General features: G+C 72.2%; 15 protein-coding genes. 10 read left to right on the top strand and 5 right to left on the bottom strand.

The window, feature by feature from the left end; all coding sequences use genetic code 11:
- Positions 1-39 precede the first annotated feature (39 nt).
- Positions 40-1,716 carry a sensor histidine kinase gene (locus tag ABD268_RS21950; protein ID WP_344157800.1) on the top strand — a complete coding sequence of 559 codons (1,677 nt, stop codon included), beginning with the start codon at positions 40-42 and terminating at the stop codon, positions 1,714-1,716.
- A 7-nt stretch (positions 1,717-1,723) separates the two neighbouring features.
- On the opposite strand, the gene ABD268_RS21945 is transcribed toward ABD268_RS21950, so the two are convergent.
- The 4 genes from ABD268_RS21945 to ABD268_RS21930 are packed head-to-tail and all read right to left on the bottom strand — an operon-like array spanning position 1,724 to position 4,788.
- Entirely contained in the window at positions 1,724-2,122 is a 399-nt protein-coding gene (locus tag ABD268_RS21945) for a Fur family transcriptional regulator (RefSeq protein WP_344157797.1), read from the bottom strand.
- Positions 2,109-3,104, bottom strand: a complete 996-nt coding sequence (locus ABD268_RS21940; RefSeq protein WP_344157794.1) for a metal ABC transporter permease — start codon at positions 3,102-3,104, stop codon at positions 2,109-2,111. The genes ABD268_RS21945 and ABD268_RS21940 overlap by 14 nt, the downstream gene beginning before the upstream one ends.
- Complete coding sequence (locus ABD268_RS21935) at positions 3,104-3,925, bottom strand: metal ABC transporter ATP-binding protein (protein WP_344157791.1); 822 nt, start codon at positions 3,923-3,925, stop codon at positions 3,104-3,106. Before ABD268_RS21935 ends, ABD268_RS21940 begins: the two co-directional genes overlap by 1 nt.
- Positions 3,922-4,788 carry a metal ABC transporter substrate-binding protein gene (locus tag ABD268_RS21930; RefSeq protein WP_344157788.1) on the bottom strand — a complete coding sequence of 289 codons (867 nt, stop codon included), beginning with the start codon at positions 4,786-4,788 and terminating at the stop codon, positions 3,922-3,924. Before ABD268_RS21930 ends, ABD268_RS21935 begins: the two co-directional genes overlap by 4 nt.
- Before the next feature lie 119 nt (positions 4,789-4,907).
- On the opposite strand from ABD268_RS21930, the gene ABD268_RS21925 reads away from it, so the two are divergent.
- The 3 genes from ABD268_RS21925 to ABD268_RS21915 are packed head-to-tail and all read left to right on the top strand — an operon-like array spanning position 4,908 to position 7,412.
- A complete protein-coding gene (locus tag ABD268_RS21925; RefSeq protein WP_344157786.1) occupies positions 4,908-5,228 on the top strand; it encodes an antibiotic biosynthesis monooxygenase family protein in 321 nt (106 codons plus the stop codon).
- Positions 5,229-5,286: 58 nt separating this feature from the next.
- Positions 5,287-6,687 carry a glycine--tRNA ligase gene (locus ABD268_RS21920; protein WP_344157783.1) on the top strand — a complete coding sequence of 467 codons (1,401 nt, stop codon included), beginning with the start codon at positions 5,287-5,289 and terminating at the stop codon, positions 6,685-6,687.
- Positions 6,688-6,713: 26 nt separating this feature from the next.
- A complete protein-coding gene (locus ABD268_RS21915) occupies positions 6,714-7,412 on the top strand; it encodes a hypothetical protein (protein ID WP_344157781.1) in 699 nt (232 codons plus the stop codon).
- On the opposite strand, the gene ABD268_RS21910 is transcribed toward ABD268_RS21915, so the two are convergent.
- Positions 7,409-8,299 (bottom strand): TolB family protein, encoded by an 891-nt coding sequence (locus ABD268_RS21910; RefSeq protein WP_344157778.1) that lies wholly within the window; start codon positions 8,297-8,299, stop codon positions 7,409-7,411. The genes ABD268_RS21915 and ABD268_RS21910 overlap by 4 nt on opposite strands.
- A gap of 182 nt (positions 8,300-8,481) precedes the next feature.
- Between ABD268_RS21910 and dusB the strand changes: the two genes are divergently transcribed.
- The 6 genes from dusB to dnaG all read left to right on the top strand — a co-directional run bounded on the left by dusB (position 8,482) and on the right by dnaG (position 16,158).
- Positions 8,482-9,636, top strand: a complete 1,155-nt coding sequence (gene dusB, locus ABD268_RS21905; RefSeq protein WP_344157775.1) for a tRNA dihydrouridine synthase DusB — start codon at positions 8,482-8,484, stop codon at positions 9,634-9,636.
- A 147-nt stretch (positions 9,637-9,783) separates the two neighbouring features.
- The gene (locus ABD268_RS21900; protein ID WP_344157772.1) at positions 9,784-10,869 is read left to right on the top strand and encodes a VldE C-terminal domain-containing protein; all 1,086 of its coding nucleotides are present in this window, start codon (positions 9,784-9,786) and stop codon (positions 10,867-10,869) included.
- A 190-nt stretch (positions 10,870-11,059) separates the two neighbouring features.
- Positions 11,060-11,986, top strand: coding sequence for a VldE C-terminal domain-containing protein (locus ABD268_RS21895; protein WP_344157769.1), 927 nt, complete (start codon positions 11,060-11,062; stop codon positions 11,984-11,986).
- A 32-nt stretch (positions 11,987-12,018) separates the two neighbouring features.
- Positions 12,019-13,293 carry a deoxyguanosinetriphosphate triphosphohydrolase gene (locus tag ABD268_RS21890; RefSeq protein ID WP_344157766.1) on the top strand — a complete coding sequence of 425 codons (1,275 nt, stop codon included), beginning with the start codon at positions 12,019-12,021 and terminating at the stop codon, positions 13,291-13,293.
- Positions 13,294-13,303: 10 nt separating this feature from the next.
- Complete coding sequence (locus ABD268_RS21885; protein ID WP_344157763.1) at positions 13,304-14,218, top strand: 2-hydroxyacid dehydrogenase; 915 nt, start codon at positions 13,304-13,306, stop codon at positions 14,216-14,218.
- A gap of 50 nt (positions 14,219-14,268) precedes the next feature.
- Positions 14,269-16,158 (top strand): DNA primase, encoded by a 1,890-nt coding sequence (gene dnaG, locus ABD268_RS21880; RefSeq protein ID WP_344157760.1) that lies wholly within the window; start codon positions 14,269-14,271, stop codon positions 16,156-16,158.
- Positions 16,159-16,168 lie beyond the last annotated feature (10 nt).

Below are 16,168 nucleotides of genomic sequence, written 5' to 3'. Positions count from 1 at the left end.
TCCTGTCGGCCGACGTCAGGCCTGCAAGGGAGAAGACAGATGCCGCATCTGGACGTGCGGCGGCGCGGGTCCGGGACCGCGCGTCGTCTGCTGTTCGCCGACGAGCCGGACCCCCGCGTCCTCCAGGGTGTGTTCGCGCTGCTGTTCGCGCTCGACCTGGTCCTGCGCTCGGTGGGTGGGTCGCCGGTCCGCCTCTGGTCCTGGCCGGCCGCCGGCGCGGCCATCACACTGGTGGCGTGCCTGGCTGCCGTGGCCCTGCCCTGGGCCCGGCTGCCGGTGTGGGCCGTGGGCGTGCTGCCGGTCCTCGACGTGGCCGCGCTGGGGCTCTCACGCCTCGACACGCTGAGCGCGGGGGCGGGGATCCTCACCGTGGTGCCGGCCCTGTGGCTCGGTCGCCAGTACGGCCGCAAGGGGGCGGCGGTGGGTGGTGTGGCGGCTCTGCTGCTGGTCGTCCTGCCCGGGTTCCTCTACTTCGGCGTCAGCGGGATCACCCTCTCCAAGGCGCTGCTGATCGTCGTGGTCGCGGGTTGGGCAGCCCTCGCCATCGCCTCGGCCCTGGAGCGGGTGCGGGCCGGATGGGAGGAGGCCGAGCGCGGCCGGGTCGAGCTCGCGGCCGCGCTGGAGACCATCGAGCACCAGCGCCGGGTGTCCGACGCGATCCTGGACACCGTCGACGTCGGCCTGGTGCTGCTCGACGGCGACGGGGTGTACCAGGCCATGAACCGGCGCCACCAGGCGTTCATGCGCCTCGGGTACCCCGACGGTCACGCGGGTCGGGCCGGCCAGCTCGGCGAGGTGTACGCCGAGGACGGCACCACGCCGCTGCCGCGCGAGGCGATGCCGACCCACCGGGCCAGCCAGGGCGAGGAGTTCGACGACTGCCGGATCTGGATCGGTCACGACCCGCGGACCAACCGGGCGGTGTCGGTCTCCGCGCGCTCGGTGCGGGACGAGGACGGCACGTTCACCGGGGCCGCGCTGGCCTACAACGACGTCACCGACTTCATGCAGGCGATGCGGGTCAAGGACGAGTTCATCGCGTCGGTCTCCCACGAGCTGCGCACGCCGCTCACCTCGATCTCGGGCTACGTCAGCATCCTGCTGGAGCGCGAGGACCTCCCGCGGCAGGTGCTGAGCCAGCTCGAGGTCGTGGACCGCAACGCGGACCGGCTCCGACGTCTCGTGACCGACCTGCTCCACACCGCGCAGGCCGACGAGGGGCCGATGCACGTCGTCCGCAGCCGGACCGACCTCGGCGAGATCGTGCGGCAGTCGGTCCGCGCGGCCGGCCCGGCGGCCAGGGCCGCGGGGATCGACGTCGAGGTCGAGGCCCCGGACAGCCTGCTCGCCGTCGTGGACCCGCAGCGGATGGCCCAGGTCGTCGACAACCTGGTCTCGAACGCGCTGAAGTACACGCCGTCCGGCGGATCGGTCCGGGTCGTCCTCGGCGTCGACGGCGACCGCCTCGAGCTCGCGGTCACCGACACCGGGATCGGCATCGAGGCGGCCGACCTGGCCCGGCTGTTCACCCGCTTCTTCCGCGCCCGTCACGCCGCCGAGCAGTCCATCCAGGGGGTCGGCCTCGGGCTGAGCATCGCCCGGTCGATCGTGGAGAGCCACGGCGGCCGGATCGAGGTCGAGAGCGAGGTCGGCCGCGGGAGCACCTTCCGCGTCCGGATCCCGCTGGACGTGGAGCAGCCCGTCGCACCCGGCTGAGGGCCGGTCAGCGGCAGTCCGGGCAGGTCCCGAAGATCTCCAGGGTGTGGCTGACGTCGGCGTACCCGTGCTCGGCCGCGATCGTCCCGGTCCAGCGCTCGACCGCCGGGCCCTCCACCTCCACGGTGGCCCCGCACTCGCGGCAGACCAGGTGGTGGTGGTGGGTGTCGGAGCACCGACGGTAGATCGCCTCGCCGTCCTCGGAGCGGAGCATGTCGACCTCGCCGGCGTCGGCCAGCTTCTGCAGGGTCCGGTAGACCGTGGCCAGGCCGACCTGCTCGCCACGCCGGCCGAGCAGGTCGTGGATCTCCTGCGCGGAGCGGAAGTCCGCGAACGACGAGAGCGCCTCGACGACGGCCTTGCGCTGGCGGGTGGGCCGCAGCGGGCCGGGGTCAGTGCTCGTCATAGTGCGTCCCGTGGGGTGCGTGGCGGTGACCGTCGTGCACGTAGTCGACGTGGTCGCCGTGGGGTACGGCGACGTGGCCGCAGGTGGGTCCGTGCTCGTGGGGGTGCTCGTCGGTGAACTCGTGCCCCTCGGGCTGGACGGCCGGGAACGGCGCCCGCAGGCGCTGGCGCGAGCGGAGGAACACCCCCAGCGGCCAGGTGAGCATGAACCCGGCGAGCGCCAGCAGCACGATGGTGGGGCCGGGGGCGACGCGGGCGTGGAAGGACGCGAACGCCGAGATCACCAGCCCGCCGAGCGAGGCGGCCGTGCCGATCGCCATGGCGGCCGCGAGCGTGGTCCGGAAGGACCGGGTCACCTGCTGGGCGGTCGCGACCGGGACCACCATCAGCGCCGAGACCAGCAGCAGCCCGACCGTGCGCATCGCGACGGTGACGCTGACCGCCGCCAGCACCGCCACCAGCACGTTGTAGACCCGGACGTTGAGCCCGGCGACCCGGGCGAACTCCGGGTCCTGGGCGACGGCGAAGAGCTGCGGCGCGAGACCGACGCAGACCAGCACCACCACCGCCGCGAGCACGATCGTGACCCACACGTCGGTGCGGGAGATCGTGGTGATCGAGCCGAAGAGGTACTCCTGCAGCCGGGACGCGCTCTGGCCGGCGAGACCGGTGAGCAGCACGCCGCCGGCGAGGCCGCCGTAGAAGAGCAGCGCCAGGGCCACGTCACCGTTCGCGTGCCCGCGCTCGCGGATCACCTCGATCGTGACCGCGCCCAGGATCGCCACCACGACCGCCGTCCAGGTGGGCGAGGTGCCGGTCAGCAGTCCGAGGGCGACACCGGAGACGGCGACGTGCCCGATGCCGTCGCCCATCAGCGAGAGGCGTCGCTGCACGAGGTAGGTGCCGACGGCCGGCGCGGCGAGGCCGGTGAACACGGCCGCGAGCACCGCCCGCTGCATGAAGGCCAGGGTGAAGAGCTCCATCAGGCGCCTCCTCCTTCCAGGGGCGAGCCGACGTGCGGCGTGTGGTCGTGGTGCGCGGGGTCGGGGTGGTGCGCGTGCGCGCCGAGGTCGGGCTCGAGGCCGGCCCGCGGCACGCCGTGGTCGTCGAGCGGGGGCCCGTCATAGACGACCCGGCCGTCGCGCATCACCACGGCCCGGTCGACCAGGGGGGCCATCGGGCCGAGCTCGTGGGCGACCAGCACGACCGTGGCGCCGTCCGCCTTGAGGTGGGCGAGGGTGTCCGCGAGCGCCCGCTGGTTGGCGAGGTCGACTCCGGCGGTGGGCTCGTCGAGGAAGAAGAGGTCCGGCTCGCCGGCCAGGGCACGGGCGATCAGCACCCGCTGCTGCTGCCCGCCGGAGAGGTGCGAGACGCCGTCCCGGGCGCGGTCGGCGAGCCCGACGACGTCCAGCGCGTGCTCGACGGCGGCCCGGTCGGCGCGGGAGAGCGGTCGCAGCAGCGGGCGCCGGGTGAGCCGGCCGGAGGCGACGACCTCCCACACCGAGGCGGGCACACCCGAGGCCGCCGAGGCGCGCTGGGGCACGTAGCCCACCCGCCGCCAGTCCTGGAAGTCGTGCAGCGGAGTGCCGAAGAGCCGCAGGGCGCCGGTGGTCAGCGGGTGCAGACCGGTGAGGGCCCGGACCAGCGTCGACTTGCCCGAGCCGTTGGCGCCCATCAGGGCGAGGAACTCGCCGGCGTGCACCGACAGGTCGATGCCGCGCACGACCGGCCGGCCGCCGATCGAGACGGCGCCGCCGGACAGGGTGATCGGGTCCTGGTGGGGGACCGGGTCAGGGGAGGTCATCGGCATCCGTTCGCCTTCTCGAGGGCCTGGAGGTTGGTGCGCATCAGGGACAGGTAGTCCTCGCCCGCGGTCCGGTCGCTCAGCCCCTCGACGGGGTCGAGGACCGCGGTGCGGATGCCGAGGTCGCCGGCCAGCGTCTCGGCGGTCTTCGGGCTGACCAGGGTCTCGGAGAACACCGTCGTGATGCCGTCGGCGCGGATCAGGTCCTGGAGCCGGCCGAGGTCGGCCGGGGTCGGCTCTGCGTCGGGGGAGAGGCTGATCGGCTCGATGACGAGTCCGTACTTCTGCAGGTAGCCGAACGCGTCGTGGGTCGCCACGATCGTGTCCCTCACGCAGTCGGCCAGCCCCCGGCGGTAGTCCCGGTCGAGCGCCACCAGGTCACGTCGCAGGGCGCGCGCGTTCGCGGCGTACGCCCTCGCGTGCCGCGGGTCGGCCTGGCCCAGCTCCTGCGCCAGCGCGTCGCCCACCCTGGCCAGGCGCACCGGGTCCTGCCAGAAGTGCGGGTCGGCCTCGTCGGGCTGGTCCGCGTAGGGCTCGAGCCCGGCGACCGCGGCCGCGTCGAGGGTGGCGCCCTCGGCGTTCTGGCGGACGCTGTCGTCGACCGCGGGCTGGAAGCCCTTCTCGTGGACGACGACGTCCGCCTCGGCGATGGCGACGGTCTCCTTGATGGTGAGCTCGAGGTCGTGCGGCTCGGCGCCGGGCTGGGTCAGGTTGGTCACCTCCACGCGCTGCCCACCGACCCGCTCGGCCGCCCAGGCGAGTGGGTAGAAGCCGGCCGCGACCCGCACCCTGCCCGTGTCGTTGCCCAGCGACCCGCACGCCGTCGTGGCGAGCAGGAGGCCGAGGACGAGCACGATGCGCATGAGAATGATTCTCAGGTCGATTGAGAACCATTGTCAAACACCTGGCCGAGTCGGCGCAGTTTCACGCCGCACGCACGCCGAGTCGGCGCAGTTTCACGCCGCGCGGCTAGATTGCCCCCGTGCTGGTGGTGAGCAGGTTCCGGGTGGACGAGGACGTGGCGGAGGAGTTCCGGGCGGAGCTGGACCGCGCCCACGCGGCGTTGGCGGAGCGGCCCGGCTACCTCGTCGGCACCGTGGGTCGCAACGTCGACGACCCGACGCTGTGGGTGCTGAGCACCAGGTGGGAGAACGTCGGCTCCTACCGCCGCGCGCTCTCGTCGTACGACGTGAAGCTGCATGCCGTGGGGCTCCTGGGACGGGCGATCGACGAGCCCAGCGCCTACGAGGTGGTCGAGCCCGGCACCGTGCTCAATATCGGGTCGCCCCGGTCGTTAGGCTGATCCCTCCGACCCCCGAACCCGACCGGCAGCCAGCCGGCCATCCTGAGGAGCTACTGCTGTGGCCAAGCCGCCCGCCTCGACCCTCGACCACGTCGTCTCGCTGTGCAAGCGCCGGGGCTTCGTCTACCCCTGCGGCGAGATCTACGGCGGTACCCGGTCGGCGTGGGACTACGGCCCGCTCGGCGTGGAGCTGAAGGAGAACATCAAGCGCCAGTGGTGGCGTGCGATGGTCACCGCCCGTGAGGACGTCGTCGGCCTCGACTCGAGCGTGATCCTGCCGACGAGGACCTGGGAGGCCAGCGGCCACCTGAGCACCTTCAGCGACCCGCTGACCGAGTGCCAGTCCTGCCACAAGCGCTTCCGCGAGGACCACCTCCAGGAGGACTACGCGTCCAAGAATGGCATCGAGGACCCCGACACCGTCGACATCAACGAGTCGGTCGCCTGCCCCAACTGCGGCACCCGCGGCGCGTGGACGCCGCCCCGCGAGTTCAACATGATGCTCAAGACCTACCTCGGCGTGATCGAGGACGAGTCCGGGGTGCACTACCTGCGCCCCGAGACCGCGCAGGGCATCTTCCTGAACTTCCAGAACGTCGTGACCTCCAGCCGCAAGAAGCCGCCGTTCGGCATCGCCCAGATGGGCAAGAGCTTCCGCAACGAGATCACCCCCGGCAACTTCATCTTCCGCACCCGCGAGTTCGAGCAGATGGAGATGGAGTACTTCGTCAAGCCAGGTGAGGACGAGGAGCTGCACCAGTACTGGATCGACGAGCGGACCCGCTGGTACACCGACCTCGGCATCAACCCCGACAACCTGCGCCACTACGAGCACCCCAAGGAGAAGCTCAGCCACTACGCCAAGCGGACCGTCGACATCGAGTACCGCTTCGGCTTCTCCGGCCGCGACTTCGAGGAGCTCGAGGGCGTCGCGAACCGCACCGACTTCGACCTGACCCAGCACAGCAAGGTGTCCGGCCAGGACCTGTCGTACTTCGACCAGGCCAACAACGAGCGCTACGTCCCCTACGTCATCGAGCCGGCGGCCGGCCTGACCCGCTCGCTGATGGCGTTCCTGATCGACTCCTACACCGAGGACGAGGCCCCCAACACCAAGGGTGGCGTCGACAAGCGCACCGTGCTCAAGCTCGACCCGCGCCTCGCGCCGGTGAAGGTCGCGGTGCTGCCGCTGAGCCGCAACGCCGACCTCTCGCCGAAGGCCCGCGACCTGGCCACCGAGCTGCGCCGCAACTGGAACGTCGAGTTCGACGACTCCGGCGCCATCGGCCGTCGCTACCGCCGCCAGGACGAGATCGGTACGCCGTACTGCGTCACCGTCGACTTCGACACCCTCGACGACCACGCGGTCACGGTCCGCGAGCGCGACACGATGAAGCAGGAGCGGATCGGTCTCGACTCGATCACGTCCTACTTCGCCGAGCGTTTCGTCGGCTGCTGACGGGACCGTCGATGCACACTCTGCTCATGCGCAGCCGCCTCGTCCCGTTCGCCGCCTCCGCCGTGCTGGTGCCGGCCCTCGTGCTCGCGGGCTGCTCCGGCGACGACGGGTCGAAGGATGCGTCCGCCTCGAGCTCGCAGACGCCCTCGGAGTCGGGCTCGGCGACGACCAAGCCGTACCTGCCGGTGCCCGACGGTGTGGAGCTCACGGCGCAGGGCAGCCGGCTCGACCTGGGCAAGCCCGCCGTGGTGGCCTACGAGCCGCGCCAGGACACGGTCGGGGTGCTCGACGTCAAGGTCACGTCGATGGAGAAGACGACCTTCGCCGCGTCGTTCAAGGGCTGGCAGATCGACGAGGCGACGAAGAAGACCAACCCCTACTTCGTCCACGCCACGGTCAAGAACGTCGGCAAGAGCGACCTCGGTGGCCGCCCGGTGCCCCTCTACATCGTCGACGGGCGGAACACCCTGATCGAGGCGTCGATGTTCAAGAGCACTTTCAAGCCGTGCCCGAGCCGGCCGTTCCCGAAGAAGTTCGGGCACGGCGACACGGTCAAGGCCTGCCTGGTCTACCTCTCGCCCCGGCACGGCGACCTGACCGCGGTCAGCTTCCGTCCCACCCAGGCCTTCGACCCGATCACCTGGACCGGCGAGCTGACCCGGCCCGGCGCGGACCAGCCGAAGAAGGACGACAAGGGAAAGAAGAAGCAGGGCAAGAAGGGCTAGGGGCGCGGCCCCCAGTCGATCCCACGTGGGGCGAACGGCAGGGTGGCGATCCGGGTCCGGTGCGTCCCGTCGGGGTGCATCTTGACGAGCCGGAAGACATTCGTCTTCAGGTTCTCGACGCGGAAGACGATCCACCGCCCGTCGGGTGAGTAGGAGCCCGCGAAGGCGCCCTGCCGCCCGCCCGCGTAGTGCGTGAGCTGCCTGAGGCCCGTTCCGTCGCTGCGGATCGTGGCCACGTTGGGTGAGCGGCCGTGGGGGTAGTCCGCGTTGATCGTGATCACGATGTGCTCGCCGTCCGGCGCCCAGTCGTGCTTGATGGCGACCTCGCGCCGGTAGGGGACGAGGCGGCGCAGGTTGTCGCCGGTCCGGTCGACGGCCATCAGGGCCTGCAGCTCCCCGTCCACCTTGTGCCGGACGAAGGTCACGGTCCCGCCGTCGGGGGAGGTGTTGGGGTCGCTGTCGGCCTCCCCGCGGAAGCCGTGGGTCGTGATCCGCCGGCGCGCGGTGCCGTCGTCGCGCATCACGAAGATGCCCTGCGGGTGGCAGTCACACTCGAAGTACAGGTGCTGGTCGTCCGGGCTGAAGGCCGGCTGGGTCTCGTACCCGGACTTGGTCAGGTTGTGCCGGTTGCTGCCGTCGGCGTCCATCACGATGACGTCCGAGGTCCCGTCGGTGCGTTCGCGGCCGAAGGCGATGCGGGTGCCGTCCCCGCTCCAGTCCGGCTGCGAGGCGCCGCCGCCGGGCACGTGCGTCACCCGGCGCAAGCCGGTGCCGTCGGCGCGGATCGTGTAGATCTGGAAGCCCGGGTTCTCCGCGGCGAAGGCGATCCTGCCGTTCTCGGCGGGAAAGGTGCCTTCGGCCGGGGTCCCTGCCCAGGCGAGCCCCACCAGGGTCAGAGTCGCTCCGAGAGTGGCTGCCAGCGCTCGCCTCATCATGTGCCTCCGCTCGACGCTAGGCACACGAGCACGCGAGATGCATGCCCTCGATGGGTGAAACCGAACCCACGCAGCGCCCGCACCGGGTGCGGGTGAATTTTGGGGCCGACCGGGGTGGCGGCGACAATCGACCGGTGACGTCGACCGCAGCCACCTCCCCGGCCCCGGGCCTGAGCCTGGGGTCGGTCCACGTCGACACCCCCGTGGTGCTCGCGCCGATGGCGGGCATCACCAACGCGGCGTACCGCCGGCTGTGTGCCGAGCAGGGCGCCGGGCTCTACGTCTGCGAGATGATCACGTCCCGTGGCCTCGTCGAGGGCGACCAGCACACGCGGGACATGCTCGTCTTCGACGAGCTCGAGACGGTGCGGTCGGTCCAGCTCTACGGCACCGACCCGATCTACGTCGGCAAGGCCGCCGAGATCCTGTGCGCGGAGTACGGCGTCGCCCACATCGACCTCAACTTCGGGTGCCCGGTCCCCAAGGTGACCCGAAAGGGTGGCGGCGGGGCCCTGCCGTGGAAGCGCGGGCTGCTCGGCCAGATCCTCGAGGCCGCCGTCGCGGCCGCCACGCCGTACGACGTGCCGGTCACCATGAAGACCCGCAAGGGCATCGACGAGGACCACCTGACCTACCTCGACGCGGGCCGGATCGCGCAGGAGTCCGGCTGCGCGGCGATCGCCCTGCACGGCCGGACCGTCGCGCAGGCGTACTCCGGGGAGGCCGACTGGGACGCGATCGCCCGCCTCGTCGACCATGTCGACATCCCGGTGCTCGGCAACGGCGACATCTGGGAGGCCGCCGACGCGCTGCGGATGGTCGAGCAGACCGGCGCGGCCGGTGTGGTCGTGGGCCGCGGCTGCCTCGGGCGTCCGTGGCTGTTCCGCGACCTCGCGGCGGCCTTCGCCGGGGAGCAGGTGGCGACCCTGCCCACGCTCGGCGAGGTCACGGGCATGATGCGTCGTCACGCCGAGCTGCTGTGCCAGCACATGGGGGAGGAGCGGGGCTGCAAGGAGTTCCGCAAGCACGTGTCGTGGTACCTCAAGGGCTTCGCCGCGGGCGGGGAGATGCGCCGCTCGCTGGGCCTGGTCGACAGCCTGGCCGCGCTCGACGCGCTGCTGGCCGAGCTGGACCCGACCGAGCCGTTCCCGGTGCAGGAGCTCGGCACCCCGCGCGGCCGCCAGGGCTCGCCCCGCAACCGCGTCGTGCTGCCCGAGGGCTGGCTCGAGGACGCGGACGGGAGCAGCTGCCGGCTGCAGGAGGACGCGGTGGAGATCACAGGCGGCTGACGGACGTGCGCGTCCCCCAGATGGGGGGTGCGGGCCCCCGGGCGGTAGCCCATCTGTGCTTCACTCGGCCGGCGCCACCAGTCGGGAGCTCGATCCCGGCGGCGTTCTCGGGGCTTCCCCTGTCCGCAACCGCAAAGGATCAGCGCTGTGGCCCCCAGCCACCGGCGGCGAACCCGCGCCCGCCGCACGACCAGGGCGACCCTCGAGGCCGTACCGCCCACAGTCCTGGCGACCGGCGCCACCCACCGGCGGGAGGCCCGTGCCCGCCGCGCGACAGCGACCCTCGTCGCCGTACCGCTCACAGTCCTGGCGACGAGCGGCGCCGTCGCCCTCGGCGTGACGGCACCCCAGCTCGGATCGGCCCACGAGGAGGCCTCCGGCTCGGCGGGCCCCAGTGCGCAGGCGTCGCGCAGCGCCGATGTCGTCTCCCGGTCGCAGTCGCGGCTGGCCGCGATGCGCAGCGAGCGCTACCTCGAGCAGCGCCAGGCCGCCCGCGCTGCGCGGCAGGCGGCCTACGCCGCGCGGCAGACCCAGCAGGCGATCCGCCGCGCACACGAGCACCGGTGGACCACCGCGCCGCTCAACCTGTGGACCGGGCCGGAGGGCAGCGCGACGCAGGTGGGACTCCTGGACGAGAGGGAGAAGGTTTTGACCACCGGGCGCCGATCCGGCGACCGCGCCGAGCTCGTCGTGGACGGCAAGGCCCGTTGGGTCACCGCGACGTACCTCTCCGAGGAAAAGCCTCCGCCCCCTCCGAAGCCCTCCCAGTCGCCCTCCGCGACGCCCACCGAGACGCCCTCCGCGACGCCGTCCGAGACTCCCTCCGAGACCCCCTCCGAGTCGCCCACGACCACCCCGCCGAGCACCGGCGGCCTGTCGACCGCGCCGTGCCCGGACTCCAGCGTGGAGAACGGGCTGACTGCCCACGCAGTCCTGGTCTACCGGGCCGTGTGCCACGCCTTCCCGCAGGTCGACACCTACCTCGGCTATGACGCGCACGGTGAGCACGCCTCGGGCCAGGCGATCGACATCATGACCAGTGACAAGGCGGTGGGCGACCAGATCGCGGCCTTCCTCCAGTCGCACGCCTCCGAGCTCGACCTCTACGACATCATCTGGTGGGACCGGATCTGGACGCCGGTTCGGGCATCCGAGGGCTGGCGGGACTACGGCGACCACGGGTCGCCCACCGCCAACCACATGGACCACGTGCACGTGGCCACGAACTCCTGAGCGGGTCAAGCACTGAGGAGGGGTGTCGCGCGAGGGTGAGCGAGGACACGCACCCCAAAAGGGGGGTGCGATTTGCGACGGCGTAGTCCCTCTGTGCTTTAGTCGTGAGCCGTTGCCGGGTCTTCACCCCTGATTTCGGCGGCGTTCTCTCGGGACCACCCCCAGTCCGCAACAGCAAAGGATCAGCGCTGTGGCCAACAGCCACAAGCGGGACACCGATGCCCGCCGCAAGCCCAGGGCAGCCCTCGTGGCCGGCCCCCTCGCACTTCTGGCAACCGCCTCCGCCGTCACGATCGGCGTCATGACCCAGGACTCCGGTTCCGGTGACGTGCTGGCCAGCCAGAGCGCGACCACCGACATCACCCGCCCCACCCGCGACGCCGTCGTGTCCCGCTCGAGCTCGCGCCTGGACGCCGGTGTGAGCCAGCAGCAGCTCCAGCGCGCCTTCGACGCGAACGCGGCGCGCCTCGCGACCGCCCAGGCGGTCAAGCAGGCCCACACCAAGCTCTGGACCACCGTGCCCCTGAACCTGTGGACCACCTCGGGCAAGGACGCGAAGCAGGTCGGCCTGCTCGATGAGCGCAAGCAGGTCCTCGTCACCGGCCGCGAGACGGACGGGCGCCAGGAGCTCGTGGTCGACGGGAAGTCCCGGTGGGTCACCTCCGGCTACCTCGCCGAGGACAAGCCGGCGAAGCCGGAGCCGAAGGCGGACTCGTCCACCGCCGCCAAGCCGTCGGCCCCGGCGGCGCCGGCCGGTCTCTCGACCGCGCCCTGCCCGGACGGCAGCGTCGAGAGCGGGCTGACCTCCGAGGCGGTGATGGTCTACCGCGCGGTCTGCCACGCCTTCCCGCAGATCACGACGTACGGCGGCTACGACGCGCACGGCGAGCACGCCTCGGGCCGGGCCATCGACATCATGACCAGCGACCAGGCGTTGGGCGACCAGATCGCGGCCTTCCTCCAGTCGCACGCCTCCGAGCTCGACCTCTACGACGTCATCTGGTGGGACCAGATCTGGACGCCGGCGCGGGCCTCTGAGGGCTGGCGGGACTACGGCGACCACGGGTCGCCCACCGCCAACCACATGGACCACGTGCACGTGTCGACCAACGGGTGACCTGTCGGCGTCCCTGAGTAGGGTCGCCTCCGATGGATTCCCTGGACCTGTACGACGCCGCCGCGCGCGAGCGCCTCGTCGACGAGCCCCCCAAGCGGGTGGACGCGCCGGAGCGCACGCCCTTCGAGCGTGACCGCGCCCGGGTCGTCCATGCGGCGGCGTCGCGGCGGCTGGCGGCCAAGACCCAGGTGGTCGGGCCGCAGACCGACGACTTCACCCGCAACCGGCTGACGCACAGCCTCGAGGTGGCCCAGGTCGCCCGGGACATCTCCCGGGCGCTCGGCAGCCATCCCGACATCGCCGAGACCGCGGCGCTGGCCCACGACCTGGGCCACCCGCCGTTCGGCCACAACGGTGAGCGGGTGCTGGCCGAGCTCAGCGAGGGCTGCGGCGGCTTCGAGGGCAACGCCCAGACGCTGCGGCTGCTGACCCGGCTGGAGGCCAAGACCGTCGACGCCGACGGCCGCTCGGTCGGGCTCAACCTGACCCGGGCCACGCTGGACGCCTGCACGAAGTACCCCTGGCCGCGCGCCCACGCGGAGGAGCCCGCGGGCGTGCACGCCGACGGGTCGCCGCGGGTGGTCCGCAAGTTCGGCGTCTACGACGACGACAAGCCGGTCTTCGAGTGGCTCCGCGCGGGCGTCGGGGGCACCCGCAGGTGCCTGGAGGCCCAGGTCATGGACCTCGCCGACGACGTGGCCTACTCCGTCCACGACATCGAGGACGGCGTGGTCGCCGACCGGATCGACCTGACCGCCCTGGACCGGGCTGCGGTGTGGGAGACGGTGCGCGACTGGTACCTCCCCGACGCCGCCGACGACGCGCTCGACGCGGCCCTGGCCGGGCTCCGGGAGCAGGCGAGCTGGCCGACCACGCCGTACGACGGCTCGCGGCGCAGCCTGGCGGCGCTGAAGAACCTCACCAGCGACCTCATCGGCCGTTTCTGCGGGGCGGTCCAGCGCGCCACGTTCGAGGCCGGCGACGGGCCGTTCGCCCGCTACGCCGCAGACCTGGTCGTGCCCGAGCAGTCCCGGCTGGAGATGGCGGTGCTCAAGGGCATCGCCGCGCACTACGTGATGCAGGCCGACGACCGGGTGGCCGTCATGGTCCGGCAGCGCGCGCTGCTGGCCGAGCTCGTGGCGCTGCTCGCCCACCGGGGACCCGCGGCCCTGGAGCGCCCCTTCGCCGACGACTGGGCCGCGGCCGGCGACGACAGCGCCCGGCTGCGGGTCGTCGTCGACCAGGTCGCCTCGTTGACCGACGCCAGCGCGGTGGCCTGGCACGAGCGCCTGCGCGGCGATCGTTAGCCTCGACGCCGTGACCGAACCCCTCGTCTGGCTCCCGTTCGACCCCGACCTGCTCGGGGACCCACCGTCCGGCCTGCGCTACGAGGTGGTCGACCCGACCGAGCACGTGCCCGACAGCGTGGGCGACGTCGAGTTCTACGTGCCGCCCTACCAGGTGGGGCCCCGGGTCGGCGAGGTGCTGCCGCGCATGAGCAGCCTGAAGGTCGTCCAGACGATGACCGCGGGTGTCGACAACGTCCGCGCGCTCGTCCCCGAGGGCGTGACGCTCTGCAACGGCCGCGGCATCCACGACACGTCGACCGCCGAGCTGACGCTGGCCCTGGTGCTCGCCTCGCTGCGCGGCATCCCGGAGTTCGTCCGTGCCCAGGAGCGCTCGTCGTGGGAGCCGCAGTGGCGGCCGGCGCTGGCGGACCGGCGGGTGCTGCTCGTCGGCCACGGCGCGGTCGGCGAGGCGATCGAGGCGCGGCTGCTGCCCTTCGAGGTCGACGTCGTCCGCGTGGCGCGCACCGCACGCGACGGCGTACACCCCATCGAGGACCTGCCCGACCTGCTGCCCGACGCCGACGTGGTCATCCTGATCGTGCCGCTCACCGAGGCCACCCGCGGCCTGGTGGACACCGACTTCCTGGCCCGGATGAAGGACGACGCGCTGCTCGTCAACGTCGCCCGCGGCGCCGTCGTGCAGACCGACGCGCTGGTCGCCGCGCTGGAGTCCGGCCGGATCCGTGCCGCGATCGACGTGGCCGACACCGAGCCGTTGCCGGCCGACCACCCGCTGTGGTCCGCGCCGAACCTGCTGGTCTCGCCGCACGTCGGCGGCGCCAGCAGTGCGATGTGGCCGCGGGCCCACCGGCTGGTCCGCGACCAGCTGCACCGCTTCGCCGTGGGCGAGCCGCTGGCCAACGTGATGGCGGGCGAGTACTGACCTTGTGGAGTGCCCCTCCGGTGCCGACGACCCGCCCGTAGACTCCGCACGTGGCCGGCCGGATTCGCGAGGACAGCATCGCCGAGGTGCGCGAGAAGGCGCGCATCGACGAGGTGGTCTCCTCCTACGTCACGCTCCGCAACGCCGGCGGTGGCTCCCAGAAGGGACTGTGCCCCTTCCACGACGAGAAGTCGCCCTCGTTCCACGTCACGCCGGCCCGCCAGTTCTGGCACTGCTTCGGCTGCGGCGAGGGTGGCGACGTCATCAACTTCCTGATGAAGATCGACGGGCTCTCCTTCGTCGAGGCCGTCGAGCGGCTCGCGGACAAGTACGGTGTGCAGCTGCGGCGCGAGGAGGGCGACGTCCGCGAGGACCGTCCCAAGGGCCCTTCCCGCCAGCGGCTGATCGAGGCGCACCGCGAGGCCCAGGAGTTCTACGCCGGCCAGCTGGCCACGCCCGACGCGCTGGTGGCGCGGCAGTTCCTGGGCGGGCGGGGCTTCGACCAGGCGGCCGCCGAGCAGTTCGGCATCGGGTTCTCGCCCCGCGAGGGCGAGGCCCTGTTCAAGCACCTGCGGGCCAAGGCGTTCAGCCAGGAGGAGCTCGTCGCCGGGGGACTCGTGGCCGTGGGGCGCTCGGCGTACGACCGCTTCCGCGGGCGGCTGATGTGGCCGATCCGCGACGCCAGCGGCGACACGATCGGCTTCGGCGCGCGCCGGATCTTCGACGACGACCGGATCGAGGCGAAGTACCTCAACACCTCCGAGACGCCGATCTACAAGAAGAGCCAGGTGCTCTACGGCATCGACCTCGCCCGCCGGGAGATCGCGCGCTCCTCGCAGGCGGTCATCGTCGAGGGCTACACCGACGTGATGGCCTGCCACCTGTCCGGCGTCGGCACCGCGGTGGCCACCTGTGGCACCGCCTTCGGGGACGAGCACTCGCGGGTGCTGCGGCGCTTCCTCAACGACCACGAGGAGTTCCGCGGCGAGGTGATCTTCACCTTCGACGGTGACGCCGCCGGCCAGAAGGCCGCGCTGCGCGCCTTCGGTGGCGACCAGAACTTCGTCTCGCAGACCTACGTCGCCGTCGAGCCGTCCGGGATGGACCCCTGCGACCTGCGGATCAAGGACGGCGACGCCGCGGTGCGCGAGCTGGTCGCGCGGCGGGTGCCGCTGTACCGCTTCGTGCTCTCCAACGTGGTCGGCAAGTACGACCTCGACCGCGCCGACGGTCGCATCGACGCGGTCCGGGAGGCCGCGCGGCTGGTCGCGTCGATCCGGGACCAGTCGAAGGTGACGGCGTTCGCGCAGGAGATCTCGAAGATGGTGGGTGCCGACATCGACACCAACCAGGTCCTCTCGGAGGTCCGCCGCGCCGCGAACCGGCCCGCGCCCCGCCCGGACCAGCGACAGCGCAAGCCCGTGGAGCAGGCGGCCGCCGTGCCCCGCAACCCGGTCCCGGACCTGCGCGACCCGCGCTTCAAGCTGGAGCGCGAGACGCTGAAGCTGGTGATCCAGCACCCGATGACGATCGGCCGGATCACCGGCGACGTCGGCCCCAACGACTTCACCCACCCGACCTACCGCGCGGTGTGGGAGCTGATCGCGGCCGCGGGAGGCCCGGGCGCCGGCGCCGGTGACCCCGGCTGGGCGACGAGGCTGCGGGACGCCGCGACCGACCCGGCCGTCTCCTCGGCGATCAGCGCGCTCGCCGTCGAGCCGGTGCTGACCGCCAAGGAGCCGGACGCGTCGTACGTCGCCCTGCACGTGTTCCGCCTCCTCGAGCTGACCACCATGCGGCGGATCGCCGAGGTGAAGTCGCGGCTGCAGCGCACCAACCCGGTCGAGCACGCGACGGAGTACAACCGGATGTTCGGCGAGCTCGCCGCGCTCGAGCAGCACCGCCGCAACCTTCGCGAGCGCACCGTGGGAGCCCAGTGAGGCTGGGACG

Source organism: Nocardioides koreensis (genome assembly GCF_039531775.1).
Classification (GTDB): domain Bacteria; phylum Actinomycetota; class Actinomycetes; order Propionibacteriales; family Nocardioidaceae; genus Nocardioides; species Nocardioides koreensis.
This window is presented reverse-complemented; position numbering and strand designations above follow the sequence as displayed.